The sequence below is a fragment of the Hydrogenophaga sp. L99 genome (genome assembly GCF_058731905.1).
Genome location: NZ_CM178972.1, coordinates 1,797,996 through 1,823,999 on the forward strand (window position 1 = coordinate 1,797,996; position 26,004 = coordinate 1,823,999).

Below are 26,004 nucleotides of genomic sequence, written 5' to 3' on the forward strand. Positions count from 1 at the left end.
GAGATAGACCATGGTTCGCCGCACCAAAGCCGACGCGCAGGCCACGCGCAGCAGCCTGCTGGATGCCGCCGAGCACCTGTTTCAGGCTCAGGGGGTTTCACGCACATCGCTCAACGACATCGCCACCGCCGCAGGCACCACGCGGGGCGCCATCTACTGGCACTTCAAGGACAAGGCCGATCTGTTCAACGCCATGATGGAACGCGTGTCACTGCCGATCGAAGAAACGCTGGCCTGCAGCGCACGGACCCACCAGGCACAACCCAACTCGCTGGGCGCTCTGCGCAATTCGCTGGTGAACGCACTCGAAAAAACCGCCCACGACGAACAAACACGCCGGGTGTTTGAAGTCGCCACGCACAAAGTGGAATACGTGGCCGAGATGCAAGCGGTGCGCAACCGCCACCTGCTGGTGCGCAACACCTGCATGGCCATGACCCAGCAAGCCCTGGAACAGGCCGGCCTGCAAGCCCGCCTAACTCTGGCCGTGCCGCTGCACAGCGCAGCGCTGGGGCTGCATGTGTTGGTAGACGGTCTGATCCAGAACTGGTTGCTGGACCCGCAGGCCTTTGACCTCGTGGTCTTTGGCCAGCAGGCCATCGATACCTACCTGCGGGGGCTGGGCTTCAGCCTGGACGGCGCTCTGGCACCGCGTCTTTCGGCACCGGCGCCCGCGATGCCAGCTTGAGGTGAAGCGCCGCCTGGGCCATGAGGTTGGCCGAAACGGGTGCCGTGACGAACACAAACAGCGTGATCAACAGCTCGGCGATGCCGGGCCGGCCCTGGCTGAAAGCCATGATCATGGACGCAATCAGCACACCGCCCACACCCAGCGTGGATGCTTTGGTGGGCGCATGCAAACGCATAAAAAAGTCGGGCAAGCGGGCCAGCCCGATGGAGCCCACCAACAGGAAGAACGCCGCGATCACAATCAGCACGGCCGCAGTCCATTCGATCAGGGGATGCATGTTCACTCCTTCATTCCACCACGTCGCCGCGGCTCAGGTAGCGCGCCAGCGCCACGGTAGAGGCAAAGCCCAACATGGCCACCAGCAAGGCCGCTTCAAACAGCAGCGCGGTGTTCCAGCGAATACCCAGCATCACAATCAGCGCCACCGCATTCATGTACAGCGTGTCCAGTGCCAGCAGGCGGTCGGTCATTTCGGGCCCGCGCAACAGGCGCCAGCCACACAACACCACGGCCACGGTCACCGCCGCCACGCCAATGTTCAGTGCAATGTCCAGTACGTTCATGCGGCTCTCCCGGCGTTGGTACCTGCGCCCTGCCCTGCGTCGCGGGGCTTCTGGCCAAATATTTGAAGCAAAGGCGCTTCGTAACGCGTTTTCATGTCGTCGATCATGGCCTGGGCGTCGTCACAGGTCAGTGCGTGCACCAGGATTTCCCGCCGCTGCTCGTCCACCACACACGACACGGTGCCGGGCGTGGTCGTGATGATGGTGGCCAACAGCGCATTCACGCGCGGGTGGTCGCAAGCCAGCGGCACCGGCAGCCAGGCGGGCTGCATGCGGGGCAAGGGGCCGAGCACCAGCTTGGCCACGGTGATGTTCGACAACACGATGTCCTTGAGCACCACTGCGGTGAGCCGCACCGCAGCCCACCAGTCGATCCGGGCGTGTTCACCCAGAAAAGGGTGCAACAGGCGCGGCACGATCAGGGCAATCAGCAAGGCCGACAGCAGGTGCACCGGCTCCAAGCTGTGCGAGAGCGCGAGCCAGCTGGCGCCCAGCAGCAACGAGAGCAAGGGATGGCTCAACCAGCCCGGCTTGCGCCGGGGTGCTTGGGATGGCGAGGGGTTCGGGTTCATCGGGTCTCCTCGGTGCCGGGGGTGATTTCAGCCGGCGCTGGCACGGCGGTGGGCGCGCGGGTGCCGTCGTAAGGCCGGGTGGTGGACGCGGGCGCGCCGTCGGTCACACCCAGCACAGCGCGGGCGTAAGCGGCCTGGTCGGCCAGCTGGCTGGCGGCTGCGTCGGTGTAGCGCTTCACGGGTGAAGCCAGCACCGCCATGGCCAGCGTCAGCGCCATGAAGGCCCACACGGCCGACAGCAGCTTCAGGCTGGAGCCAGAGCTGGGGTTGCCCGTGCCTTCGTCGGGCTGCACATGCCAGAACACAATGACCCCGGCGCGCGCCAAACCCACAATGGTGAAAAATCCAACCGTGAGCACCACCGTCCACACCCAAGCCTGCGCAGGCAGGCCCGAGGTGCTTTCCAGAATCATCAGCTTGCCCAGGAAGCCCGGCAACGGTGGCAGGCCAGCAGCCGACGCAGCGCCAAAAATCATCATCAGCCCCAGCAACACCGGCTCACGCACGGCGGCGGCGGGCCGCAACTTGTCCAGCGCGTCACCGCGCTGGGCAGCCATGAGCTCAACCAAGAGGAACAGGCCGGCGATCACCACCGTGCTGTGCAGCGTGTAGTACAGCGCAGCTGAGAGGGTTTCGGTCGAATACAAACCCACACCCGCCAGGATGGTGCCCACCGATGAAACGGTGAGGTAAGCCACCAGACGGCCCATGCTGTGCGCGGCCAGCGCGCCCAGCACACCCAGCACGCTGGTGGTCAGGGCCAGCGGCAGCAGCCAGGCTTCAGCGGCAAAGGCAGCCTCGCCGGCTTCGGCACCAAAAATACTCCAGTGCACGCGGATGATGCTGTACACCCCCACCTTGGTCATGATGGCAAACAACGCTGCCACCGGCGCGCTGGCCGACGCGTAGGTGCCAGGCAACCAGAAGTACAGCGGCACCAGCGCCGCTTTCAGGCCAAACACCACCAGCAGAATCAACGCTGCGGCCCGCGCCAGCACGGCGTTTTCGCCCGTGAGCTGGCCCACACGCAGTGCCACGTCGACCATGTTGAGCGTGCCGGTCACGGCGTACACCAGGGCCAGCCCGATCAAAAACAGCCCCGAAGCCGCCAGGTTGAGCACCACGTAGTGAATACCCATGCGAAACCGCTCGCGCCCCTGGCCGTGCACCAGCAACACATAAGAGGCGATCAGCAGCACCTCGAAAAACACAAACAGGTTGAACAGGTCACCCGTCAGGAAGGCGCCACACAGCCCCATCAGCTGGAACTGGAACAGCGCGTGAAAGTGCCGACCCCGGGTGTCCCAACCGCCCGTGGCGTACCAAAGCACCGGTACGGCCACCAGGTAGGTCAGCAGCACCATGAGCGCTGAGAGGCGGTCCAGTACAAGCACGATGCCAAACGGCGCCGGCCATTCGCCCAACTGGTACACCAGCAGCTCGCCGCCGCTGGCGTGGCGCACCAGGTTGATCGCCATGAACAGGCCCAGCAGCACGGACGCCATGGCCAGCCTGCGGCCCCAGCGTTGGCGGCTGTTCGCCTCGCTGCCGCCGGTGCCGGCCGGATCGCCGAGCAACAACAGGGCCACAGCCGTGAACACCGGCAGCAACACCGACAGCACGGGGGCGTGCTGCAGCCAGAAAGCAGAAATCACGTCAAACATCAGGACTGACCTCCGCGCTTGGAGGCCGGCACCGGCGTCGAACCACGGTAGCCCGGCGCGTGGCCAGGCTCGTGACCGTCCACATGGTCGCTGCCACTTTCATGGCGGCTGCGCAGGGCCAGCTCGATCACAAAACCGGTGGTGGCAAAGCCGATCACGATAGCGGTGAGCACCAGGGCTTGCGGCAACGGGTCGGCCACCGGCCCTTCGCCCACCAAGATGGGCTGCGCGTTGGACCACAGGCGGCCCATGGCGAAAATGAACACGTTCACCGCGTAGCCAAACAGCGACAAGCCCAGCACCACGGGAAAGGTGCGGCCGCGCAACATCAGGTAAATGGCACAGGCGGTGACAAAGCCAATGCCCGTGGCCAACAAAAATTCCATGCTCATGTGGGTTCCTCGGTGCGTCGCACGGCGGTGCAAGGGAATGGTGAATACCGTCGGATGGCGTCGTTCATGCGGCAGACTCCGGCTGGCGTGGGCTGGCGGGCTGAGCGCCTTCGCGGCTCACGGTGCCCAGCACCGAGATGGTCAGCAGCGTGGCGCCCACCACCACGAGGTAGACGCCCAAGTCAAACAGCGCGGCAGACGCCAGCGGCAGGTCGCCCAGCAAAGGCACATGCGGGTGGCCGTGGGCGCTGGTGAGGAACGGACGCCCCCACACAAACGCGCCCACACCGGTGAGCCCGGCAATGCCCAGGCCGGCACCGATCCATTTCACAAACCGGCGTCCGGCCTGGCCGCGCAGCAGCGACTCGGCCTTGGCCTGCCCCATGGACATGAACTGCAGCACCAGCGCCACGGCCGTGATCAGGCCGGCGATGAAACCACCGCCCGGCAGGTTGTGGCCACGCATGAAGATGTAGATGGTGAACACCAGCGCCACTGGCAGCACCACCGCGGCCGCCACGCGCAACAGCAGGGGCTGCTCGGCAAAGGTCCAGCTGCGGCCATCGGTGTCGGCCAGAGGGCGGCGCGTGCGCATGCCTTCCATGAGCGCCAGCACGCCAATGGCGGCAATGCCCAGCACGGTGATTTCACCGAACGTGTCGTAACCCCGGAAGTCCACCAGGATCACGTTGACGACGTTGGTGCCGCCGCCCACGGGCATCGACTTTTCCAGGAAATACCAGGAAATGGAGTCGTGGTCGCGGGTCAACAGCACCCAGGCCAGCCACGACATGCCCGCACCACCCGCCAGCGCCAGGGCGCCGTCGCGCACGCGGCGCAGGCTGCTGGACTCGCGCGGCGAGTGCTGGGGCAGCAAAGCCAGGCCCATCAGCAGCAGCACGGTGGACACCACCTCCACCGACAACTGGGTCAGCGCCAGATCGGGTGCCGACAGGCTCACAAAGGTCAGCGAGGTGACCAGACCCACCACGCCCACCAGCACCACCGACTGGAACCGCAGGTGGTGCGTCAGCACCAGGGCTACGGTGGTGGCCGCCAGCAGCAACCAGATGGCCATGGCAAGCGGCGAAGCCGGCAACAGCTCGCGCGGGCCGGTGCCCATGGCCGAGCCGCTGCCCATCACGGTGACGGCCACCACGGCGATGGCAGCACCCACCGTCCAGGCCAGGTAGTGCTGCAACGAGCCGCTTTCCAGCCGCAGCGAAATGCGCCCGGCCAGGGAAAACAGGCCATCGATCAAACCATCAAACATCTGCCGCCCGGTGGCGGGGCCAAACCAGGCTTCGGACTCGATGCGGTGCAGCCGCTTGCCCTTGGCGAGCAGCAGGTAAAGCCCCACGCCGGCCACGAGTGCAATGGCGCTCATGAGCAGCGGCAGGTTGAAACCGTGCCAGATGGACAGGTGGTATTCGGGCAGCGGTTTGCCGGCCAGGGCCGTGGCCGCCACGTCGACCAGCGGGCCAAAGGTGATGGCCGGGAGCAAGCCCACCACGATGCACATGGCCACCAGCAGCATGGCCGGCAGCTTCATGCCCAGCGGGGGCTCGTGCGGGTGTGTGTTGGGCACGTCACCCAAGGGGCCGTTGAAATACGTGTCGTGCACAAAGCGCAGCGAATACGCCACGCTGCAAATGCCGGCCAGCGTCACGGCAGCCGGCACCAGCCAGGCCCAGACGCCCGCTGTACCCACCACCGCCTCGGTGAAGAACATCTCTTTGGACAGGAAGCCGTTGGTCAGCGGCACACCGGCCATCGAAGCGGCCGCCACCATGGACAGGGTGGCCGTCCACGGCATCAGCGCCCACAAGCCACCGAGCTTGCGCATGTCGCGGCTGTGGGTTTCGTGGTCCACGATGCCGGCGATCATGAACAACGAGGCCTTGAAGGTGGCATGGTTCAGTACATGGAACACCGCCGCCACAGCGGCCAGCGGCGAGCCCAGACCCACCAGAAAGGTGATGAGGCCGAGGTGGCTCACGGTGGAGTACGCGAGCAGGCCTTTCAGGTCGTGTTTGAAGATGGCGATGAAGGCCGCGAACAGCACCGTGATCAGGCCCACGGTAGTCACGATCACCTCAAACCAGCCCGAACCCGCCAGCACCGGGTACATGCGCATGAGCAGGAAAACGCCCGCTTTCACCATGGTGGCCGAGTGCAGGTAGGCCGACACCGGCGTGGGTGCGGCCATGGCGTCGGGCAGCCAGAAATGGAACGGAAACTGCGCGCTCTTGGTGAAGGCGCCGATCAGAATCAGCAACAAGGCGGGCACAAACATCGGGTCGGCCTGGATGGCGGCCACGTTGCCCAGCATGGCGCTGAGTTCGTAGGTGCCCGCAATCTGCCCCAGCAGCACAAAGCCACCGAGCATGGCCAGGCCGCCGCCACCGGTCACGGCCAGCGCCTGGCGTGCGCCGGCGCGGGCATCGGGCCGATGGCTCCAGTAGCCCACCAGCAAGAAAGAGGAAAGGCTGGTGAGCTCCCAGAACACCACCAGCAGCAACAAGTTGTCGGACAGCACCACGCCCAGCATGGCGGCCATGAACAGCATCATCTCGCTGTAGAACTTGCCCACCGAGTCTTTGGGGCTCAGGTAGAAGTGCGCGTAGATGACGATCATCAACCCGATGAACAGGATCAGGCCGGCGAACATCATCGACAGGCCGTCCAACCTGAAGGTGAGGTTCAGTCCGATCTCGGGCACCCAGGCCCAGGCGTTCATGATGACGTCGCCCGCCATCACCGCTGGCGCCTGGCTCAGCAGCAGGCCCAGGCTCGTCGCGGTCACGGCGCCCGCCGCCAGGGCGGTGAGTAAACGCGATCTCGATCCGAGCCAGAAGGTGGCGGCGGTACCCAGCAAGAGCGGAAGTAAAACGATCAATAACAGCACGGCGCTTCCTTCAAGTTGGGCTGGATTCTAAAAGATGTGGGACGCCATTCGGTGCATACCCTGAAATGAGTGCCTGTTTATCGCTGAGCTACCGTCAGGGAGAACCTGCTGCTTCGGCACGCAGCGTCCAGGCCAGGCGTGAACCCAGTCCCACCACCGCGCCCACCACCCAAAACACACCGGCAACGCCCACCACCACCCCCGCCGAGCCAAACAGCAACGGCATGACGACGCTTGACCCGTTGATGGCCATGGCCCGCAAACCGAGCGCCTCGCCGTGCCGGTGCCGCGGTGTGATCTGGTGCAGCGTGCTCATGATCATGGGCTGCACCGAACCCAGCGCCAGCCCCAGCAGCACCGACAGCACCCCCATGGCCCAGGCCGCCTGCACCAGTGGGTACACCGCAAACAGCAGCGCGGTGCACACCATGGCCGTGCCGATCACCACCGACTCGCGCAGGTGCGCGGCCAGCCACGGCATGGCCAGCCGAATGGCGGTGGCCGCCAGCGCAAAGGCGCCCAGGATGGCGCCGATCACCGTGGCGCTCAGGTCGCGCTCGTGGCCGATCACCGGCACCAGAAAGGTGTGCACATCCCAGCACGACGACAGCATCCAGTTGATGAGCATGAGGCGGCGAAACCCGGCGTCGCGCAGCAGGTTCCACGACGAGCCGCTGGCGTTGCGGTGCTCGGGCGCCACCGGCTCCAGCTCGACCGTGCCACGCACCCAGAACCAGGCCAGCGAAGGCAACAGCGCCAGCAGCAGAAAAGCGGCCCGAAAGCCATAGGCGTCGATCAGCAAGCCCGCCGCAAAGGGGCCGATGAAATTGGAAATGGACGGCCCGATGGCCATCCAGCTGAACACTTGTTTGAGCTCGGTCGGGTTGCTGGCCAGGCGCCCCACATGGCGCTGCAGCGCAATCATGGCCAGGCCCGTGGCCGCGCCGCAGGTGAGCGCGGTGATGCACAGCACGCCAAACACTGGAAACGCCACCGCCAGCGCTGCACCGGCGGTGGCCACGCCCACGGCCAGCACCACCGGCTTTTTCAGCCCCCGGCGGTCGGCGTAGCGCCCGGCCGGCAGCGCCAAAAACACCTGCGCCAACGCAAACAGCGCCAGCAGCATGCCCACCGCTACCGGGCTGTGACCCTCGCGCAGCGCCATCAGCGGCGCGGCCATGCGAAAGCCGGTCATGCAGGCGTGCAGGCTGATCTGGGCCGCAATCAGCCGCGACAGGCCAGCGCGCAACGTGGGGTTCACACGTCGGCGGCGTCAGAAGGGTCGAGCGGCAGCAGCGCGCTGGCTTTGTCTTGCGGCAGCGCCTCCACCGCCTTCAGCGCGCGGCCCATGGCGCGGCTGCGGGTTTCGGCGCTGTCCAGCGTGTTCAGCACGGTCTGGGTCTGGCTCTTCACCTTGGCCAGCACATCGCCAAACTTGCCAAACTCGGTCTTCACCGCGCCCAGCACCTGCCACACCTCGCTGCTGCGCTTTTCCAGCGCCAGCGTGCGAAAGCCCATTTGCAACGAGTTGAGCATGGCCATGAGCGTGGTGGGCCCGGCCAGCGTGACGCGGTATTCGCGCTGCAACACCTCCATGAGCCCAGGCCGGCGCAGCACCTCGGCGTACAGGCCTTCGGTGGGCAGAAAGAGAATGGCGAAGTCGGTGGTGTGCGGCGGCTCCAGGTACTTGTCGGCCATGCTCTTGGCTTCGAGCTTGATCCGCTGTTCCAGCCCGCGCGCGGCCAGCTCGGCGCCCTCGGCGTCGGCCCGCTGCTGCGCATCCAGCAAGCGCTCGTAGTCTTCGTTGGGAAACTTCGCGTCAATGGGCAGCCAGCACGGCGCGCCGTCGTCGCCTCGGCCGGGCAGCTTGATGGCGAAGTCCACCACGTTGCGGCTGCCGGGCTTGGTGGTGACCTGGGTGGCGTACTGGTCGGGTGCAAACACCTGCTCCAGCAGCGCGGCCAGTTGCGCCTCGCCGAACATGCCACGGGTTTTGACGTTGGTCAGCAGGTGCTTGAGGTCGCCCACGCCCTGGGCCAAGGTTTGCATTTCTCCCAGGCCTTTGTGCACCTGCTCCAACCGGTCGGCCACTTGCTTGAAGCTCTCGCCCAGGCGGGCCTGCAGCGTGCTCTGCAGTTTTTCGTCCACGGTGGCGCGCATTTCGTCGAGCTTGGCCGCGTTGCTTTGCTGCAGCTGGGCCAGCTGGCCGTCGAGCGTGGTGCGAATCTCGGCGAGGCGGCGCGCGTTGCCCTCGCTCATGTCTTGCAGCTGGCGGGTCAGCGTGTCGCCCAGCGTGCCGCGCAGCTGCACCAGCTGCTGGGCAAAAGCGTCGATCTGGGCATTTTGCGTGCGGGTGGCCTCAGATGCCTGGCTGTTCATGGCCAGGCCCAGCGCCTGCAGCTGCGCCGTGAGCGTGTCGCCCAGCGTGCCCCGCAACTGCAGCAGTTGCTGGGCAAAGGCGTCAAGCTGGGTGTTTTGCGTGCGTGTGGCTTCGGCGTCTTGGCGCGTGAGCGTTTCTTGAAAAGTGGCCAGCGTCTGCTGGATTTCCTGGCGCCCGCCACGGGCATTCTCGGCAATTTCGCGGCGCAGTTCGCTCTCCACCCGCTCCACCCGCTGGCCCATTTGCAGGCTGTGCTGCTGCAGCAGACCCAGCAGCTGCTGGCGGTGGGCCACTTCGTCGGCATCCACCGGGCGGCGGCGCAGCAACATCCAGAAACCCAGCAACAGGTTCAACACCACCAGCACCAGCAGTGCCCACACCAACCAGTCGTTTGTCATGCGTTCAACACTTTCGGCAGCACTTCGGGGTTCAGAGGGGTCAGGGGCTGGCCTTGGGTCAGGAAGGCAATCACGTTGTCGGCGGCCAGGTTGGCCATGGCCTTGCGGGTGGCGATGGTGGCGCTGGCAATGTGCGGCGTGAGCACCACGTTGGGCACGGTGAGCAGATCGGGGTGCACCTTGGGCTCACCCTCAAACACGTCGAGCCCGGCCGCAGCAATGCGCCGCTCGCGCAGCGCAAGGGCCAGCGCCGCGTCGTCCACAATGCCGCCGCGGGCAATGTTGATCAGCGTGGCGGTGGGTTTCATCTGCGCCAACTCGGCCGCACCGATGGCGTGGTGCGACTCGGCGCTGTAAGGCAGCACCAGCACCAGGTGGTCCGCCCGCTGCAGCAGTTCGGCCTTGCTCACATACGTGGCCTGGCAGGCGGCCTCGCTGGCGGCATCGAGCTTTGAGCGGTTGTGGTAGATCACCTTCATGCCGAAGCCATGCGCCCCGCGCCGAGCAATGCCTTGGCCGATGCGGCCCATGCCCAGAATGCCCAGCGTGCTGCCGTGCACCTCGGCGCCGGCAAACATGTCCAGCGCCCATTTGGTCCACAAACCGGCGCGCAAAAAGTGTTCGCTCTCGGTCACGCGCCGCGCCGTGGCCATGAGCAAGGCAAAGCCAAAGTCGGCCGTGGTCTCGGTCAGCACATCGGGCGTGTTGGTGCCCAGCACGCCGGCCGCTGTCATGGCCGGCACGTCAAAATTGTTGTAACCCACCGCAATGTTGGCCACCACCTTGAGCTGCGGGCAAGCCGCCAGCAGCGCGGCGTCCACACGTTCGCTGCCGGTAGTCAGCACGCCCACCTTGCCCTGCAGACGCTCGGCCAGTTGCTGGGGCGTGAAGGGTACATCGGTGTCATTGGTTTCGACGTCAAAGTGCTCGCGAAGGCGAGCAACCACGTGGGGGAAGATGGCGCGGGCCACCAAAATGGAGGGGCGTTGGGTCATGTCATGTGCTCCGGTAGAACTGTTTCATCAGGAAGAAACCGCGAAGCGGCGCACGGGGGAATCTCAAGCAACCTCACACGGAGCGCGTGTCCCGGCCCAGCAACCACCGTGGAACCGGCTTGCCGGGCCACAGGTGGTGTCCCCCTTGGGGGGAAGCCGCAAAGCGGCTCAGGGGGAAACTTATACAGCCAGCAGGTCCACCTCAAACAGCAGCGTGGCGTTGGGCGGAATCACACCACCCGCGCCGCGGGCACCGTAGCCCAGCGCGGCCGGGATGACCAGGCGGCGTGTGCCACCCACGGCCATGCCCTGCACGCCCTCGTCCCAGCCCTTGATGACCTGGCCACCACCGAGGTGAAATTCAAACGGCTGGCCACGGTCTTTGCTCGAATCGAACTTGGCGCCCTGGGTGCCGTTGTTAAACAGCCAGCCGGTGTAGTGCACCTGCACGGGGCCGCCAGCCTGGGCGATCTCGCCGTTACCGACCACGGTGTCTTCGTATTGCAGGCCGCTGGGGGTGGTGATCATGGTGTTTCCTTGTGTTTGAAAAAGAGAAAGGGGCTCGATTATTCCAGCCAATGCGTGAAGCTCGCCACGGGCTCGCGCGGGGTGTGAAAACCGTTGACCGGATCGGCCGGGTCGGCATAGCCCAGGGCCATACCGCACACCAGCATTTCGCTCTCGCCAGCGCCAATGTGCGGCAGGATGATTTTGGCAAAGCCGTTCCAGGCCGCCTGCGGGCAGGTATGCAAACCTTGGCCGCGCGCGGCCACCATGATGTTTTGCAAAAACATGCCGTAGTCCACCAGCGAGCCCCGGCCCATCACCCGGTCCAGCGTGAACATGAGGCCCACCGGCGCGTCAAAAAACCGGTAGTTGCGCTGGTGCTGCGCGTGCATCTTGTCTTTGTCACCCTTGGTGATCCCCAGCAAGCCGTACAGGCTCCAACCGTTTTCACGCCGGCGGTCAATGTACGGGCTGACCCATTTTTCGGGATAGTAGTCGTATTCCTCGCGGTACTGCTCGGCCAGCGACGGGTCGGCGCGCATGGCGTCGTGGGCAGCGCAGACCTTGTCCACCAGCGTGTCGCGGCTCGCGCCCTGCATCACATACACCTTCCAGGGCTGGGTGTTGGTGCCGGATGGCGCGCGGCTGGCCACCTGCAAAATGTGCTCCAGCGTGGCGCGTGGCACGGGCTGCGGCAAAAATGCGCGCGCCGACATGCGGCTGGTGATGGCCGCGTCCACGCTGGTGGCGTCGATCACAGGGGTGGCTACGGGGTTTTGGGTCATCGCAGGGTCTCCAGGGTTTTTTTCAGTGGGTCGGGCAGTGGCACCGGGCGGCGCGTGTCGCGATCCACATACACATGCACAAAATGACCGCAGGCGGCGGCGGTGTCACTGTCTTCGGCAAACAGGCCCACCTCGTAACGCACGCTGGACGTGCCCAGGTGCGCCACACGCAGGCCGGCGTGCACCGTTTGGGGGAAAGCCAGCGGTGCAAAGTAGTTGCACTGCGTCTCGATCACCAACCCGATCACCGACCCGCCGTGGATGTCCAGCGCGCCCTGCTCGATCAGGTGGGCGTTGACCGCGGTGTCAAACCAGCTGTAGTACACCACGTTGTTCACGTGGCCATAGACGTCGTTGTCGGCCCAGCGGGTGCCGATGCTGCGGAACACGCGGTAGTGGCTGCGCGGGTGGGCTTGCGGGCGGGTGGTGGGTGCGGCGTGGCTCATGGCGCGGCATTGTGCCAGTGGGCGGCGCGGCGGGCTGTCGCCTGCGCGGGCGGCGGTGCCTGCCAGCGCTGGTGGTAGGCCAGCGCGGTGCGGTAGGTGTGCATTTGCACCTGTACGGTGGTTTCCATGTCGTGGCCGTAACCACCCGCCATGGTAAAGGCCAGCGGCACCCGGCGCTGCCAGGCCCAGTCCATCACGCGGCGGTCGCGCGCCTCCATGCCGTCGTAGCTGAGTTTCAGCCGCCCCAGGCGGTCCCCTTCGTGGGGATCAGCGCCGGCCAAGTAAATCACCAGGCCTGGCTCGAACCGCTGGGTCAGCTCGTCCAGCGCCCGTTCCAGCGCCTCCATATAAAAAGCATCGTCGCAGCCATCGGGCAACTCCACGTCAAGGTCGCTCGGCTCCTTGCGGAACGGAAAGTTCTTGGCGCCGTGCAGCGAGAGCGTGAAGACCGACGGGTCGTTGGCAAAAATGCGCGCCGTGCCGTTGCCCTGGTGCACGTCCAGATCCACGATGGCCACCTGCAACGGCCCACGCGCCCGGTGGCTGCGTGCGTGCTCGGCCTGCATGAGCCGGGCCGCCACGGCGGCGTCGTTGAACACACAAAAGCCGCTGCCTTTGTCGGCGTAGGCGTGGTGGGTGCCACCGGCCAGGTTGGCCGCCAGGCCCGCGCCACCCATGGCGCTGCGGCAGGCCTGCAGCGTGGCCCCCACGGAGCGGCGTGCCCGCTCGGCCATCGCCGGGCTCCACGGAAATCCAATCTCGCGCTGGGCAGCGGCACCCAGCGTGCCCTGCGCCACCGCTGCAATGTAGTCGGGCGTGTGCACCAGGGCCAGCTCGCCATCGCTGGCGGCCAAGGCCTCGTGCATATCTACCTGTGGCAGCTCGGCGCTCAGGCGCTCGCGCAGGCGGGCGTACTTGGCCATGGGAAAGCGGTGTCCGTCTGGCAACGGCAGGACAAAATGATCGGCGTAAAAAGCGTGCACTGGGTGTCAAACGGCGAGAAACAAGGCCCTCGATTGTGTCAACCCTTCGAAACCAGGGCGGAGAACCCCGGTTTTAGAAGGAAAGGCCTAATATGCTGCAGCGCAGCAAAAAATGCTTGCGTGGTTTGGGGTAATCCCTATAATCGAAACCATGTTGCAGCGCAGCAAAGCGAACAATAACAAAAGCGTACAGACAGCGCGAAGTTCCCAGCAGCCTTCAACTAAACCTTTTTTCAAAGTTTAGGAGTATGAATATGTTGACCGCAGAACAAATCGTTGCAGCCCAAAAAGCCAACATCGAGACCATTTTTGGTCTGACCCAAAAAGCATTCGAAGGCGTGGAAAAGCTGGTCGAACTCAACGTGCAAGCCACCAAGGCTGCTCTGTCTGAGTCCGCCAACAGCACCCAAGCCATGCTGAGCGTGAAAGACGCCCAAGAGCTGCTGACGCTGCAAGCCAGCCTGATGCAGCCTTTGGCTGAAAAGACCGTGGCCTACAGCCGCCACCTGTACGACATCGCTTCGGGCACCAGCGCCGAATTTGGCAAGGCTGCTGAAGCCCAGGCCACCGACGCACAGAAGAAATTCATGTCGGTTGTGGACAACGCTTCCAAGAACGCACCAGCCGGTTCCGAAACCGCTGTGGCCGTGATGAAGAGCGCCGTGTCTGCGGCCAACAACGCCATGGAATCGGTTCAAAAAGCTGTCAAGCAAGCCACCGAAATGGCCGAAGCCAACTTCAACTCCGTGACCTCTTCGGCTGTGAACGCATCGAAGACGGCCACCAAGAAGCGCTGAATTGAGCCGCCATGGTGTGGCTGATCCGGCCGCTTGACTTCGGTCAATGCGTTGATACTGGATCCACTGCACCATGCGCTTGACCTCAAAAGGCGGCGCTTGAACATCAAGACTGTTTTTTCTGGTTGTCTCCTCGGGTCCTTTTCGAAATTCGATTTCATCGGACCCCTTAAGCCCTCGCTGCAAAGCGGGGGCTTTTTTTTTGACCTGTCGCCTGCAGACTACTGCGGCCTCAGCTTGGCCAGCTCGGCCCTCAAACGGGGCATGGCAGCGAGCATGGCTGCGCGGCCCGCTTCGATGGAGCGCTGGCGCGCCGTGAAGTCGGCACTGCCCACACCCGACAACGCAGGCCGCAACACCACGTCGGCGCTGGCCAGTTCGTGCCGGTTGATCGTCTGACCCATGATGGCCGTGGTTTGCAGCAGCAATTTCAACAGCCCGTTGGCGTCGTTGCCTTGTGGGTCGCTTGAAATGTCCACCGCCAACACCACCTCGGCCCCCATGGCACGCGCCTGGCTCACCGGCACCGGTGCCACCAGCCCGCCGTCCACATAGTCGCGCCCTGAAATGTTGACCGGCGTAAACACCCCCGGCACAGCGCTGGAAGCCCGCACGGCCTGCGCCGCGTCACCGCGTCGAAACAGCACGCCCTGCCCCGTGCTCAGGTCGGTGGCCAGAATGCCCAGCGGCAGGCTCATGTTCTCAATCAGCCGGCCGTCCACCGCTTGCCGCACATAGCGCGCCAGCGCCTCGCCTCGCAGCATGCCGCGCCCCATGATGGGCAGCGACCAGTCGGTCAGGGTGGCTTCTTCCATCGTCATGGCCACCCGCTCCAGCTCGGCGGCATTTTTGCCACTGGCATACAGGGTGGCCACCAGGCTGCCCGCCGACGTGCCCACCACCACCTGCGGCCGAATGCCGTGCTGCTCCAACACCTGAATGACCCCCACATGCGCGAAACCCCGCGCAGCCCCACCGCCCAGGGCCAAACCCAGCCTAGGCGGCCTAAGGGCTGGCGCCACCACAGTCGGCGGGCTCACGGGGCCCGTGGCACCGGGCGGCAGTTCGGGCGGCGCTGTTGGCACGGCTGAACAGCCCGCCAAGGCCAGTACAAGCCAGGCGTTGATCCAGATCAACGTTTTCTTACTGAGAACCATTCGTGTTTGTGTTAGCATCAAGCTCAGTTTAGTCGGATCCGCTGAACCGGTCATCTCAACGGCTCAGTGGGTATTTGCCCATTCATCGAAGGCTTCAACATGCGCACCCTCTACAAGCTCCCTATTGTCATCGCCGCCACCGTTGCCGCACTGGGCGTCCAGTCGCAGGCCTTAGCACAAGAAAAAGTGCTCAATCTGTACTCGGCACGTCATTACCAGACCGACGAGGTGATGTACGACACCTTCACCAAAACCACCGGCATCAAGATCAACCGCGTGGATGCGGACGACGCTGGCATCGTGGCGCGCCTGCGCGCCGAAGGCGCCGCATCCCCGGCCGACGTGATCTTGCTGGTGGACGCGGCCCGCATGGCCTCGGCCGACAGCCTGGGCCTGTTCCAGCCGTTCAAATCGGCCAAGCTGGACGCCGCCATTCCGGCCAACCTGCGGGCCACCCCCACCGCTGAGGGCGTGACCTGGACCGGTTTCTCCACCCGTGCCCGCGTCATCATTTACGACCCGCTGCGCGTGAAAGCCGCTGACGTGGCCACCTACGACCAACTGGCCGACCCCAAGCTCAAGGGCTTGGTGTGCACCCGCTCGGGCTCGCATCCGTACAACCTCTCGCTGTTTGCGACCGTGGTCGAGCGCCTGGGCGATGCGCAAGGTGAGGCATGGCTCAAGGGCGTGGTGAGCAACATGGCCCGCGCTCCCAAAGGTGGCGACACGGATCAGATCAAGGCCGTGGCCTCTGGCGAATGCGGCGTGGCACTGAGCAACACCTATTACGTGGCCCGCCTGCTCAAATCCACCAAGCCCGAAGACCGCGCCGTGATGGAAAAAGTTCGGGTGGTGTTCCCCAACCAGGGCACCAGTGGCACCCACATCAACATAGCCGGTGCCGCCGTGGCCAAGCATGCCAAAAACCGCGACAACGCCATCCAGTTCATGGAATTTTTGGCCAGCCCGTTTGCTCAAGACTACTTTGCCAACGGCAACAACGAATTCCCTGCCGTGAAAGGTCTGAAGATCGCCAATCCCGCCATCAAGGCCATGGGCGGTGACAACTTCAAGGCTGAAACCATTCCATTGGGCGTGGTGGCGAAAAACATGACCAAGGTGCAGCAGATGCTGGACCGAGTGGGGTACAAGTAAGCCCACCCTGCGGCGGTTCAGCGCTGCCCCGGACCGAACGCCCCCTTGCACAACCAGCCCGCTGTCCGCGGGCTTTTTTGTGCCGCATAATTGACGTTTACGTCAACGTCAATCAACCCACAAAGGAGCAACACATGGACATCGCAGGCAAGGTATTTATCGTCACCGGCGGCGCATCGGGACTCGGTGAAGGCACGGCGCGCATGCTGGCGGCCAACGGCGCTACTGTGGTCATCGCCGACATGCAGGTCGAAAAAGGCGAAGCCGTGGCCAAGGACATTGGCGGCGCGTTTGTAAAGTGCGACGTGAGCAGCGAGGCCGACAGTCAGGCGGTGGTGGCCCAGGCCACGTCCATGGGCAAGCTCATGGGGCTGATCAACTGTGCCGGCATCGCGCCCGCTGAAAAGACCGTGGGCAAAAACGGACCACACAGCTTGGGTGTGTACACCAAAACGATCATGGTCAACCTGGTGGGCAGCTTCAACATGATCCGCCTGGCGGCCGATGCCATGTGCAAAAACGAGCCCGAGGCCACGGGTGAGCGCGGCGTGCTGATTTCCACAGCAAGCGTAGCCGCCTACGACGGCCAGATTGGCCAGGCCGCTTACGCCGCATCCAAAGGCGGCGTGGTGGGCATGACGCTGCCGATTGCCCGCGACCTGTCGCGCAACGGCATCCGCAACATGACCATCGCCCCCGGTATCTTCGGCACACCCATGCTGTTTGGCATGCCCCAAGAAGTGCAAGACGCCCTGGCCGCCAGCGTGCCGTTCCCCAGCCGCCTGGGCACTCCCGCCGACTACGCCAAACTCGCCAAGCACATCATTGAAAACGACATGCTCAATGGCGAAGTGATTCGCCTGGACGGAGCGATACGCCTGGCCCCGCGCTGAGTTTTAGGGTGGGTCGGGCCCCTCAGTCCGCCCGCTGCGCCGGTTCTAGGCACACAAGGCAATCGCAGGCTTGCCACCCACGACCACCGACCGCCCTCAAAACTTGTGTTCAGGCCGGTAGCCGGGTGAGACATCACCCGCACAAAGAAGTGTCCAACGAGAGGAAGATCGCGCGGGAGACCCCGGTGCTGCGACTACCTGGACGCCTTTCAGCCGATTTGCCCGCACGTTTGTCGCATAACGGGGACCACTGTGGGCACAGAAGTACTTTATCAACCCAGCGAATCGCGCCCCCTTTGGGGGAACGTTATTTCTGTAAGTCTATGGTTTACTTACAGTTATTTAAGATTTTGGCCGTAAAAAACAAAAAAGCCCGGAGTCGTGAAACTCCGGGCTTTCGTATAAATGGTCGGCGTGGCGGGATTCGAACTCGCGACCCCTTGCACCCCATGCAAGTGCGCTACCAGGCTGCGCTACACGCCGACAAGCCTCATATTATAGTCGGCAAATGATGCGTTTCAGGCCTGATGCAAAAGAAGCTCACGAATTTCTACCAACTCGCGTCGCATGTCGCGCAACAAGGCGCCGGAGCCCTGCCCTGCGGCATCCATCGATGACTCGCCCGTTATCGCGGATTCAGCTTGCGGCAAATCATCCAACTCAAGATCGATGACATCGATCGCCTCATCGCCATCGTTGCGGCGCTTCTCGCGCTCTGCCTGAACGATCTCCTGGAGCTTGTTGCGTGCGCCGCTGATCGTGAACCCCTGGTCGTAGAGCAGCTCACGTATGCGCCGGATCATGAGCACTTCGTGATGTTGGTAATAGCGGCGGTTGCCTCGGCGCTTCATGGGGCGCAGCTGGGTGAATTCCTGCTCCCAATAGCGCAGCACGTGAGGCTTGACTCCACACAACTCGCCGACTTCACCGATGGTGAAATAGCGTTTGGCCGGAATGGGGGGAAGTGTTTTTTCCATGAAAATCAAGGCGGTACAGACCGAAGCTTGAAATTTACTCTAACACAGCGCTCAGTGGTTGCGTTGATCGAAATTTCTACGCAAGGTCTTGAAACAACGAACACGGCCATGGGGCGACATTTGGCTAAACACCACAGACGAAAAAAAACCCAGGCATCTGTGACACCTGGGTTGCCGGTTTAGACAGCGAGGAAAGTCGCCGTGGTCAGTCGCCGATGATGGCCGTTTGCACCTGCTCTTTGAGCTTGGGGCTGGCGTGAAAAGTAACCACCCGGCGGGCCTGGATAGCCACTGGTTCCCCAGTGCGTGGATTGCGCCCGGGGCGCGGCGCTTTGGTACGGATCTGAAAGTTGCCAAAACCCGAAATTTTCACGTCGGTGCCTTCAACCAGGCTGTCGGTCACGAGATCGAAAAAGGCATCGATCATGTCTTTGGATTCGCGCTTGTTGAGCCCGATCTGGTCAAACAGCAACTCTGCGAGCTGGGCCTTGGTCAGGGCCGGGGTCTCCAGGCTCTCAACGGCGAGTTCCATGCAATGTTTCTCCAAACTTTTCGTATCAGCCGCGCAGACGTGCGTCAACGCTGTGGGCCAGTGAGTCGAGCACGGCTTTGACCGCCACGTCGATGTCTTCCTCGGTCAGTGTAGCGTCGTCGCGGTTCAGCAGGAGCCGCACCGCCAGGCTTTTTTCATCAGCGGCCAAGGATGTCGCCGAGGTTTCGGCCAAAGCCTGTTTCTTGGGGCGGTACACGTCAAACAACACCACATCGCGCAACCAGGGACTGGCGGGCGCGCGGATGGCTTCAACCACCGCAGCGTGGGTCACCGTCTCTTTGACGACAATCGCTAGGTCACGTTCGACCGCCTGGTGACGGCCGACGGCCTGAAAAACGGGCACAGGCCGCTCGAGCACGGCGTTCAGGTCCAGCTCAAACATGACCGGCGCCTGCGAAAGGTCGTAGGCCTGGCGCCATTTCGGGTGCAGTTCACCCACTTGGCCAATGCATTGCTCGCCAAGCCAGACACTGGCCGAACGGCCGGGGTGCATGGCTGGGTGCTCGGCCGCGCGAAACGTGGGCTGCCGCGGCGCCAACAAGGCCTGGACGTCGCCTTTGGCGTCAAAGAAGTCGACAACTCGCTCTGGTGAACTCCATTGCAAGGTGTCCACCGGCCCAAAACACAGGCCTGCCACGCGCATAGGCTGGTCAAACCCGGCCACGCTGGTGTCGCTGTCCTGCACGGCTGGGTCTTTCCGGAATACGCGGCCCAGTTCGAACAGCCGCACACGGTCGGCTCGCCGGTCGAGGTTGAATTTGAGCACCGCCACCAAGCTGCCCAGCAAGGATGAGCGCATCACGCTCATCTGGCTGGCGATGGGGTTGAGCAGTTTGATTGGGTTGGCGTTGCCAGCCAACTCCCGCTCCCAACGCTCTTCGACGAAGCTGAAGTTGATGGTTTCCTGGTAGCCCAGTTGCGCCAGTTGCCGGCGCACCGCAAAGTGTCCGCGCTGCGCCTCAGGCCGAATCTTGGCCGTGATGGGTGCCTGCGGTGGCGTGTGAGGCAACTGTTCGTAGCCGATGACGCGCGCGACCTCTTCGATCAGATCTTCTTCAATCTGCAGATCAAACCGGTAGGCCGGCGAGGTCACGGTCACGGTGCCCTCGCCTTCGCTAATGGTCAGACCCAACCGGCTCAGTGCGCCTGCGCACTGGGCTTGGGTCAGCGGCATACCAATGACCTTGACAGCCCGTGCAACGCGCAGCGTCACGGGCTGAGCCTGTGGCACGTTGACGGTCAGATCGTCCAGCACCGAGGCCTGTCCACCGCAGATATCCAACACCAACTGCGTGATGCGTTCAACGTGTTCAACCGTCGTGGACGGATCTACCCCACGCTCAAACCGGTGACCGGCATCGGTTGAGAAATTGAAACGGCGCGAACGGCCGGCAATGGCCTTGGGCCACCAGAAAGCAGCCTCGATAAAAATGTTTTCGGTCTCGTCAGTCACAGCGGTGGCATCGCCACCCATGATGCCGGCCAACGATTCGATCGCTTGATCATCAGCGATCACGCCCACCTGGGCGTCCACGGTCACGGTGTTCCCGTTGAGCAGCTTGAGCTGTTCGCCTTCGCGACCCCAGCGCACCTGCAAACCGCCATGAATCTTGTCGAGGTCAAAAATATGGGATGGACGGCCCAGCTCGAACATCACGTAGTTGGAAATATCCACCAGCGGTGACACGCTGCGCTGGCCGCAGCGGGCCAGCCGGTCCACCATCCAGGCCGGGGTGGTGGACCGGGTGTTGACGCCCCGCACGATGCGGCCGGTGAAACGCCCACACAAATCTGGGGCTTGCACGCTCACGTGCAGGCGGTCGTTGAGGCTGACCGGAACAGCCGGGAATACAGGCTCAACCAGCGGGGAGCCGGTGAGTACGGCCACCTCTCGAGCGATGCCATACACGCTCAGGCAATGCGCCAGGTTGGGCGTGAGCTTGAGGGTGAACAGCATGTCATCCAGCAACAGTTGCTCACGGATGTCACGTCCCACCACCGCATCAGGGGCCAGCTCCAGCAAGCCACCATGGTCATCCGCCAACTGCAGTTCTTTGGACGAGCACAGCATGCCCTGGCTCTCAACACCCCGCAGCTTGCCCAACTTGATCAAGAAAGGTTTGCCGTCTTCACCCGGCGGAAGCGCAGCACCCACCGTGGCGCAGGGCACCAGAATGCCAGCGCGTGCATTGGGGGCGCCGCACACGATATTGAGCGGCTGCCCCTGCCCCACATCAACCTGGCAAACGCGCAAGCGGTCGGCGTTGGGGTGCTGCACGGCCTCCAGAATACGGCCCACCACCACACCGCTAAACGGTGGCGCGACAGGCTCGAGTTCCTCGACCTCCAGACCAGCCATGGTCAAGGTGTCAGCCAGCTGCTGGCTGGTCAGGGGTGGATTGCAAAAGGCACGCAGCCAGGACTCGGGGAATTGCATGGAAAAGTCTCAACAAACTTGAACACAAGTAGGCACGGCAGGGCCTGCATCCGGAACACCGCAGACCAGCGCAGCTAGACCACGCGGTCGTGCGCACAGCGCCACCGGGGACTATCGGAACTGGGACAGGAAGCGGACGTCGCCGTCAAAAAACAGGCGCAAGTCGTTCACACCGTAGCGCAGCATGGTCAGGCGGTCGGGGCCCATGCCAAACGCGAACCCGATGTAGCGCTCTGGGTCGAGCCCCATGTTGCGCACCACATTAGGGTGTACCTGACCAGATCCGGCCACTTCGAGCCAGCGGCCAGCCAACGGGCCGCTTTGGAACTGGATGTCGATCTCGGCGCTGGGCTCGGTGAACGGGAAGAAACTGGGACGGAAGCGCAGCACCAGATCGTCCGATTCAAAGAATGTGCGGCAAAAGTCGGTGAAAACGTATTTCAGGTCCTTGAAACTCACGTTTTCGCCAATCCACAAGCCTTCGCACTGGTGAAACATGGGCGAATGGGTGGCGTCGCTGTCCACCCGGTAGGTGCGCCCGGGTGCAATCACGCGGATTTCCGGCATTCCGGTGCCGTTGTCGATCGCAGCACGGTGGCGTTTCACGTGCTGCACCGCGTGGCGAATCTGCATCGGGCTGGTGTGTGTGCGCAGCAAATTGGGCGCTTTTTCACTGCCGCCTTCGACGTAAAAGGTGTCGTGCATCGAGCGAGCGGGATGGTCTTCCGGCGTATTCAATGCCGTGAAGTTGAACCAGTCGGACTCAATTTCGGGGCCCTCGGCCACCTCAAAGCCCATGGAGCCAAAGATCGCCTCAATGCGCTCCAGCGTCAGACTCACAGGATGCAAACCTCCCTGACCGCGCTGACGACCCGGCAGCGTCACATCCAGCGCCTCGGCCTTCAGCTGGACTTCCAGCTCGGCGTCGGCAAGGGCCTGGCGCCGCGCTGTCAGCGCCGCCTCAATGGCCTGCTTCGCCTGGTTGATCGCCGCTCCACGGCTCTTTTTTTCATCCACAGACAAAGCCGCCATCCCCTTCATCAGCTCGGTGATGCGGCCAGATTTGCCCAGAAACTGGGCCTTGGCGTTTTCCAGATCGGCCGGGGTGGCGGCTTGCGCGAAGCCGGCGCGAGCGTTTTCGACCAGTGCGTCCAACTCGTTCATGTGTGTGCTTGTGCGTTGCGAAAACAAAAAAGGGGCTGAGCGCTGCGAGGGAAATCCCTCAAGCCTCAACCCCTTTGAGCGACTGGAAGACCCCAACGACCCTTTCAGGCCGCTGCGGTCTCCGTCGTGAATCAAGCGGCCAGCTTGGCTTTGACTTGCTCCACGATGCTGCCAAAGGCAGCCGGGTCGTTCACGGCCAGATCGGCCAGGACCTTGCGGTCAATCTCGATGCAGGCCTTCTTCAGACCATTGGCGAACTGGCTGTACGTCATACCGCAAGCACGTGCACCGGCGTTGATACGCGCGATCCAGAGCTGACGGAAGACGCGCTTCTTGTTGCGACGATCGCGGTAGGCATATTGCCCCGCCTTCATCACCGCCTGTTTGGCGATACGGAAGACGTTACCGCGGCGACCGCGAAAACCTTTTGCAAGGGCGAGAACTTTTTTGTGGCGGGCGCGTGCCGTTACACCACGTTTGACGCGAGGCATGAGTGACTCCTTGTTCGTCGTTGATCAAATACCCATGCCGGGCAGCATCTGCGCCATGTGACCCATATTGGTCTCATGAACAGTCACGGCGCCGCGCAGGTGGCGTTTGGTCTTGGTGGACTTCTTGGTCAGAATGTGACGTTTGAAGGCTTGACCGCGTTTCACGGTACCACCGGGACGAACGCGAAATCGCTTTTTCGCGCTGCTCTTGGTCTTCATTTTGGGCATGTACATGCTCCTTTTTGATTTGTGCTCGTGAGGCGCTGCGAACCTTCCGCAGACTTGTTGGCCCCGAGCCACTTCTATGAAAAGCCTTGCGGCTTTTCTTTCGGCGATCAGCCTTGCGGCCAGCGCCTCGGACCAGCAGGAGACTACCCTGCCCGTCCAATCTGTTTGCAGACCCGAGGTCTGCGCACCTTTTCAGAGGTGCAAATTAATCCGTGCTCTGCGCAGCAGGCTCAACCGCCTTGGGTGCTGCTTTCCTGCGTCCGGGCGCGATCATCATGATCATCTGGCGGCCTTCCAACTTGGGAAACTGCTCCACCACGATGATGTCTGCGAGCTCGTCGCGAATGCGGTTGAGCAAGGCCAGACCCAGTTCCTGGTGCGTGATCTCACGGCCGCGAAAACGCAACGTGATCTTGCACTTGTCGCCATCATCAAGAAAGCGACGGATGTTGCGCATCTTGATGTTGTAGTCACCGTCGTCGGTGCCTGGGCGGAACTTGACTTCCTTGATCTCGATAACCGTTTGCTTGGCCTTGGCTTCCGCCGCCTTTTTCTGCTCTTGGTACTTGAACTTGCCGTAGTCCATCAAGCGACACACTGGGGGAATGGCGGTGGCAGCAATTTCCACCAAGTCCACATCCAGCTCACCGGCCATGCGCAGCGCTTCTTGCAAACTGACAATGCCCAGCGGCTCGTTTTCTGGCCCATTGAGGCGGACCTCTGGAGCCATGATTTCACGGTTCAGTCGGTGTGCGCGCTCTTCGCGTTGGCGGCGGTCACGAAAATTGGTAGCTATGGTACGTTCCTTTGTGTGGGCTGATTAAACAGGTGGACCGCCCCGAAGGACGCCCCAATGCACAAGCGATGTGCGCAGCGGCCTCGGGGGTCAACCGGGTGTTTGAATTCAAACTTTGGATGAGACGTCTGCCGCAATCAGCCTGGAAAAGTCTTCCAGCGGCATAACACCGAGGTCTTTGTTACCTCGCGCCCGCACAGCCACGGCGCCAGCAGCCTTTTCTTTGTCGCCCACGACAATGATGTAAGGGAGCTTTTGCAACGCGTGCTCCCGTATTTTATACGTTATTTTCTCGTTGCGCAGATCGGTTATGACCCTAAGCCCTTGATTCTGCAGCGATTTGGCGATTTCACGACAGTAATCGCCCTGGGCGTCGGTGATATTGAGCACCGCAACCTGCACCGGCGCGAGCCACACCGGGAGTGCGCCTGCGTGCTGCTCGATCAGGATGCCAATGAAACGCTCCAGGCTGCCCACGATGGCGCGGTGCAACATGACAGGTCGGTGACGTGCGCCGTCTTCCCCCACGTACTCGGCGTCCAACCGCTCGGGCATGGAGAAATCGACCTGCATGGTGCCGCATTGCCACTGGCGCCCGATCGCGTCTTTCAACGTGTATTCAATTTTGGGGCCATAAAAAGCGCCGTCGCCGGGCGAAATCTCGAACTCGCAACCTGACGCGCGCAGGCTCTCCATCAGGGCGTGCTCAGCCTTGTCCCAGCTTTCGTCACTGCCAATGCGCGCTTCGGGACGGGTGGCCACCTTGTAAATGATGTTGCTGAAACCGAAGTCTGTGTACACCTTTTGCAGCAGCGCGGTGTAAGCCACGCACTCATCCAGGATCATGTCTTCGGTACAGAAGATATGGCCATCGTCCTGGGTGAAGGCACGCACCCGCATGATGCCGTGCAGACCACCCGTGGGCTCATTACGGTGGCATTGGCCAAACTCGCCGTAGCGCAAAGGCAAGTCGCGGTAGCTCTTGATGCCCTGCTTGAAGATCAGGATGTGACCGGGGCAGTTCATCGGCTTGAGCGCGTAATCGCGTTTCTCGCTTTCCGTGGTGAACATGTTGTCGCGGTATTTGTCCCAGTGGCCGGTCTTTTCCCACAGACCCTTGTCCAGAATCTGCGGCCCTTTGACCTCCTGGTAGCCGTTGTCCCGATAGACGCGGCGCATGTACTGCTCCACCTCTTGCCACAGCGTCCAGCCCTTGGGGTGCCAAAACACCGTGCCGGGCGAATGTTCGTCGATGTGGAACAGATCCAGTTCACGACCCAGCTTGCGGTGGTCTCGCTTCTCTGCCTCCTCGATCATGGTCAGGTGTTGCTGCAAGTCGTCCTTGCTGGCCCAGGCCGTGCCGTAAATGCGTTGCAGCATCTCGTTGCGGTGATCGCCGCGCCAGTAGGCGCCCGCCACCTTCATCAGCTTGAAGTGCTTGAGCTTGCCGGTGCTGGGCACGTGTGGGCCGCGGCACAGGTCTTCAAAATTGCCCTCGCGGTACAGAGACACGTCCTCGTTGCTGGGAATGCTGGCAATGATTTCTGCTTTGTAGTGCTCGCCCTGCCCTTTGAAATACGCCACGGCTTCGTCGCGTGGCAGCACACGGCGCACCACCGGCTCGTCTTTGCTCGCCAACTCCGCCATACGCTTTTCGATGGCCACCAGGTCTTCAGGCGTGAAGGGACGCTTGTACGAAAAATCGTAGAAGAAGCCGTTTTCAATCACCGGACCAATGGTCACCTGCGCATCGGGAAACAATTCTTTCACCGCGTAAGCCAGCAGGTGGGCGGTGGAATGGCGAATCACCTCCAGGCCGTCGGCATCTTTGGCGGTGATGATGGCCAGCGGGCTGTCCGCCGTGATCTGAAAGCTGGTGTCCACCACCTTGTCGCCAATTTTGCCGGCCAGCGCAGCTTTGGCCAGGCCGGCGCCGATCGATGCAGCAACTTCGGCTACGGTGACCGGACCAGGAAACTCGCGTTGTGAACCGTCGGGAAGCGTGATGTGAAGCATGGGTGTCCAGAAACAAAAAAGCGCGGCATGGAGCCGCGCTGGATGGAGTTGAAAAG

General features: G+C 62.9%; 26 protein-coding genes and 1 tRNA gene. 4 read left to right on the forward strand and 23 right to left on the reverse strand.

What is annotated here, in order from left to right; all coding sequences use genetic code 11:
* Positions 1-10 precede the first annotated feature (10 nt).
* Positions 11-688 carry a TetR family transcriptional regulator gene (locus tag AC4QBL_RS08590; protein WP_472901571.1) on the forward strand — a complete coding sequence of 226 codons (678 nt, stop codon included), beginning with the start codon at positions 11-13 and terminating at the stop codon, positions 686-688.
* Here the strand turns inward: AC4QBL_RS08590 and AC4QBL_RS08595 are convergent.
* The 13 genes from AC4QBL_RS08595 to AC4QBL_RS08655 all read right to left on the reverse strand — a co-directional run bounded on the left by AC4QBL_RS08595 (position 627) and on the right by AC4QBL_RS08655 (position 13,284).
* Positions 627-968, reverse strand: coding sequence for a Na+/H+ antiporter subunit G (locus AC4QBL_RS08595; RefSeq protein WP_472901572.1), 342 nt, complete (start codon positions 966-968; stop codon positions 627-629). The two genes, AC4QBL_RS08590 and AC4QBL_RS08595, sit on opposite strands and share 62 nt — an antisense overlap.
* Before the next feature lie 10 nt (positions 969-978).
* Complete coding sequence (locus AC4QBL_RS08600) at positions 979-1,254, reverse strand: K+/H+ antiporter subunit F (protein ID WP_472901573.1); 276 nt, start codon at positions 1,252-1,254, stop codon at positions 979-981.
* Positions 1,251-1,826 (reverse strand): Na+/H+ antiporter subunit E, encoded by a 576-nt coding sequence (locus tag AC4QBL_RS08605; protein WP_472907274.1) that lies wholly within the window; start codon positions 1,824-1,826, stop codon positions 1,251-1,253. Before AC4QBL_RS08605 ends, AC4QBL_RS08600 begins: the two co-directional genes overlap by 4 nt.
* Positions 1,823-3,490, reverse strand: coding sequence for a monovalent cation/H+ antiporter subunit D (locus tag AC4QBL_RS08610; RefSeq protein ID WP_472907275.1), 1,668 nt, complete (start codon positions 3,488-3,490; stop codon positions 1,823-1,825). The genes AC4QBL_RS08605 and AC4QBL_RS08610 overlap by 4 nt, the downstream gene beginning before the upstream one ends.
* Positions 3,490-3,876, reverse strand: a complete 387-nt coding sequence (locus AC4QBL_RS08615) for a Na+/H+ antiporter subunit C (RefSeq protein WP_472907316.1) — start codon at positions 3,874-3,876, stop codon at positions 3,490-3,492. Before AC4QBL_RS08615 ends, AC4QBL_RS08610 begins: the two co-directional genes overlap by 1 nt.
* A 70-nt stretch (positions 3,877-3,946) precedes the next feature.
* On the reverse strand, positions 3,947-6,790 hold the full coding sequence (locus AC4QBL_RS08620) for a monovalent cation/H+ antiporter subunit A (RefSeq protein ID WP_472907276.1): 2,844 nt from the start codon (positions 6,788-6,790) through the stop codon (positions 3,947-3,949).
* A gap of 94 nt (positions 6,791-6,884) precedes the next feature.
* A complete protein-coding gene (locus tag AC4QBL_RS08625) occupies positions 6,885-8,039 on the reverse strand; it encodes an MFS transporter (RefSeq protein WP_472907317.1) in 1,155 nt (384 codons plus the stop codon).
* 8 nt (positions 8,040-8,047) lie between these two features.
* The gene (locus tag AC4QBL_RS08630) at positions 8,048-9,568 is read right to left on the reverse strand and encodes a DNA recombination protein RmuC (protein WP_472901577.1); all 1,521 of its coding nucleotides are present in this window, start codon (positions 9,566-9,568) and stop codon (positions 8,048-8,050) included.
* Entirely contained in the window at positions 9,565-10,563 is a 999-nt protein-coding gene (locus AC4QBL_RS08635; protein ID WP_472907277.1) for a 2-hydroxyacid dehydrogenase, read from the reverse strand. The genes AC4QBL_RS08630 and AC4QBL_RS08635 overlap by 4 nt, the downstream gene beginning before the upstream one ends.
* 180 nt (positions 10,564-10,743) lie before the next feature.
* Complete coding sequence (locus tag AC4QBL_RS08640; protein ID WP_439113391.1) at positions 10,744-11,091, reverse strand: FKBP-type peptidyl-prolyl cis-trans isomerase; 348 nt, start codon at positions 11,089-11,091, stop codon at positions 10,744-10,746.
* 38 nt (positions 11,092-11,129) lie between these two features.
* A complete protein-coding gene (locus tag AC4QBL_RS08645; RefSeq protein WP_472901579.1) occupies positions 11,130-11,855 on the reverse strand; it encodes a nitroreductase in 726 nt (241 codons plus the stop codon).
* Positions 11,852-12,301, reverse strand: coding sequence for an acyl-CoA thioesterase (locus tag AC4QBL_RS08650; protein ID WP_472907278.1), 450 nt, complete (start codon positions 12,299-12,301; stop codon positions 11,852-11,854). The genes AC4QBL_RS08645 and AC4QBL_RS08650 overlap by 4 nt, the downstream gene beginning before the upstream one ends.
* Complete coding sequence (locus tag AC4QBL_RS08655; protein ID WP_472907279.1) at positions 12,298-13,284, reverse strand: histone deacetylase family protein; 987 nt, start codon at positions 13,282-13,284, stop codon at positions 12,298-12,300. Before AC4QBL_RS08655 ends, AC4QBL_RS08650 begins: the two co-directional genes overlap by 4 nt.
* Before the next feature lie 254 nt (positions 13,285-13,538).
* Here AC4QBL_RS08655 and phaP point away from each other — a divergent pair, with 254 nt between their 5' ends.
* Positions 13,539-14,081 carry a TIGR01841 family phasin gene (gene phaP / locus AC4QBL_RS08660; RefSeq protein WP_472901582.1) on the forward strand — a complete coding sequence of 181 codons (543 nt, stop codon included), beginning with the start codon at positions 13,539-13,541 and terminating at the stop codon, positions 14,079-14,081.
* Between the two features lie 221 nt (positions 14,082-14,302).
* Here phaP and AC4QBL_RS08665 read toward each other — a convergent pair whose 3' ends face one another.
* Positions 14,303-15,238: a patatin-like phospholipase family protein gene (locus AC4QBL_RS08665; protein ID WP_472901583.1), complete on the reverse strand. Its 936-nt coding sequence runs from the start codon at positions 15,236-15,238 to the stop codon at positions 14,303-14,305.
* Between the two features lie 99 nt (positions 15,239-15,337).
* On the opposite strand from AC4QBL_RS08665, the gene AC4QBL_RS08670 reads away from it, so the two are divergent.
* Together AC4QBL_RS08670 and AC4QBL_RS08675 are read left to right on the forward strand one after the other, a co-directional pair.
* Complete coding sequence (locus AC4QBL_RS08670; RefSeq protein ID WP_472907280.1) at positions 15,338-16,393, forward strand: extracellular solute-binding protein; 1,056 nt, start codon at positions 15,338-15,340, stop codon at positions 16,391-16,393.
* Positions 16,394-16,527: 134 nt separating this feature from the next.
* On the forward strand, positions 16,528-17,286 hold the full coding sequence (locus AC4QBL_RS08675; protein ID WP_472901585.1) for a 3-hydroxyacyl-CoA dehydrogenase: 759 nt from the start codon (positions 16,528-16,530) through the stop codon (positions 17,284-17,286).
* Between the two features lie 406 nt (positions 17,287-17,692).
* Here the strand turns inward: AC4QBL_RS08675 and AC4QBL_RS08680 are convergent.
* The 9 genes from AC4QBL_RS08680 to thrS all read right to left on the reverse strand — a co-directional run bounded on the left by AC4QBL_RS08680 (position 17,693) and on the right by thrS (position 25,948).
* Positions 17,693-17,769: transfer RNA gene (locus AC4QBL_RS08680), tRNA-Pro, on the reverse strand.
* Between the two features lie 35 nt (positions 17,770-17,804).
* Positions 17,805-18,263, reverse strand: coding sequence for a MerR family transcriptional regulator (locus AC4QBL_RS08685; RefSeq protein WP_472902225.1), 459 nt, complete (start codon positions 18,261-18,263; stop codon positions 17,805-17,807).
* A gap of 205 nt (positions 18,264-18,468) precedes the next feature.
* Positions 18,469-18,795, reverse strand: coding sequence for an integration host factor subunit alpha (locus AC4QBL_RS08690; protein ID WP_322306576.1), 327 nt, complete (start codon positions 18,793-18,795; stop codon positions 18,469-18,471).
* Between the two features lie 25 nt (positions 18,796-18,820).
* Positions 18,821-21,253: a phenylalanine--tRNA ligase subunit beta gene (gene pheT, locus AC4QBL_RS08695; protein ID WP_472907281.1), complete on the reverse strand. Its 2,433-nt coding sequence runs from the start codon at positions 21,251-21,253 to the stop codon at positions 18,821-18,823.
* A 111-nt stretch (positions 21,254-21,364) separates the two neighbouring features.
* On the reverse strand, positions 21,365-22,417 hold the full coding sequence (gene pheS / locus AC4QBL_RS08700) for a phenylalanine--tRNA ligase subunit alpha (protein ID WP_472907282.1): 1,053 nt from the start codon (positions 22,415-22,417) through the stop codon (positions 21,365-21,367).
* A 131-nt stretch (positions 22,418-22,548) separates the two neighbouring features.
* The gene (gene rplT, locus AC4QBL_RS08705; protein ID WP_322305953.1) at positions 22,549-22,908 is read right to left on the reverse strand and encodes a 50S ribosomal protein L20; all 360 of its coding nucleotides are present in this window, start codon (positions 22,906-22,908) and stop codon (positions 22,549-22,551) included.
* 24 nt (positions 22,909-22,932) lie between these two features.
* The gene (rpmI, locus tag AC4QBL_RS08710; protein ID WP_069048846.1) at positions 22,933-23,136 is read right to left on the reverse strand and encodes a 50S ribosomal protein L35; all 204 of its coding nucleotides are present in this window, start codon (positions 23,134-23,136) and stop codon (positions 22,933-22,935) included.
* 205 nt (positions 23,137-23,341) lie between these two features.
* Entirely contained in the window at positions 23,342-23,866 is a 525-nt protein-coding gene (gene infC / locus AC4QBL_RS08715; RefSeq protein ID WP_492131648.1) for a translation initiation factor IF-3, read from the reverse strand.
* A 174-nt stretch (positions 23,867-24,040) separates the two neighbouring features.
* Positions 24,041-25,948, reverse strand: coding sequence for a threonine--tRNA ligase (gene thrS, locus AC4QBL_RS08720; protein ID WP_472907283.1), 1,908 nt, complete (start codon positions 25,946-25,948; stop codon positions 24,041-24,043).
* Between the last annotated feature and the right edge of the window lie 56 nt (positions 25,949-26,004).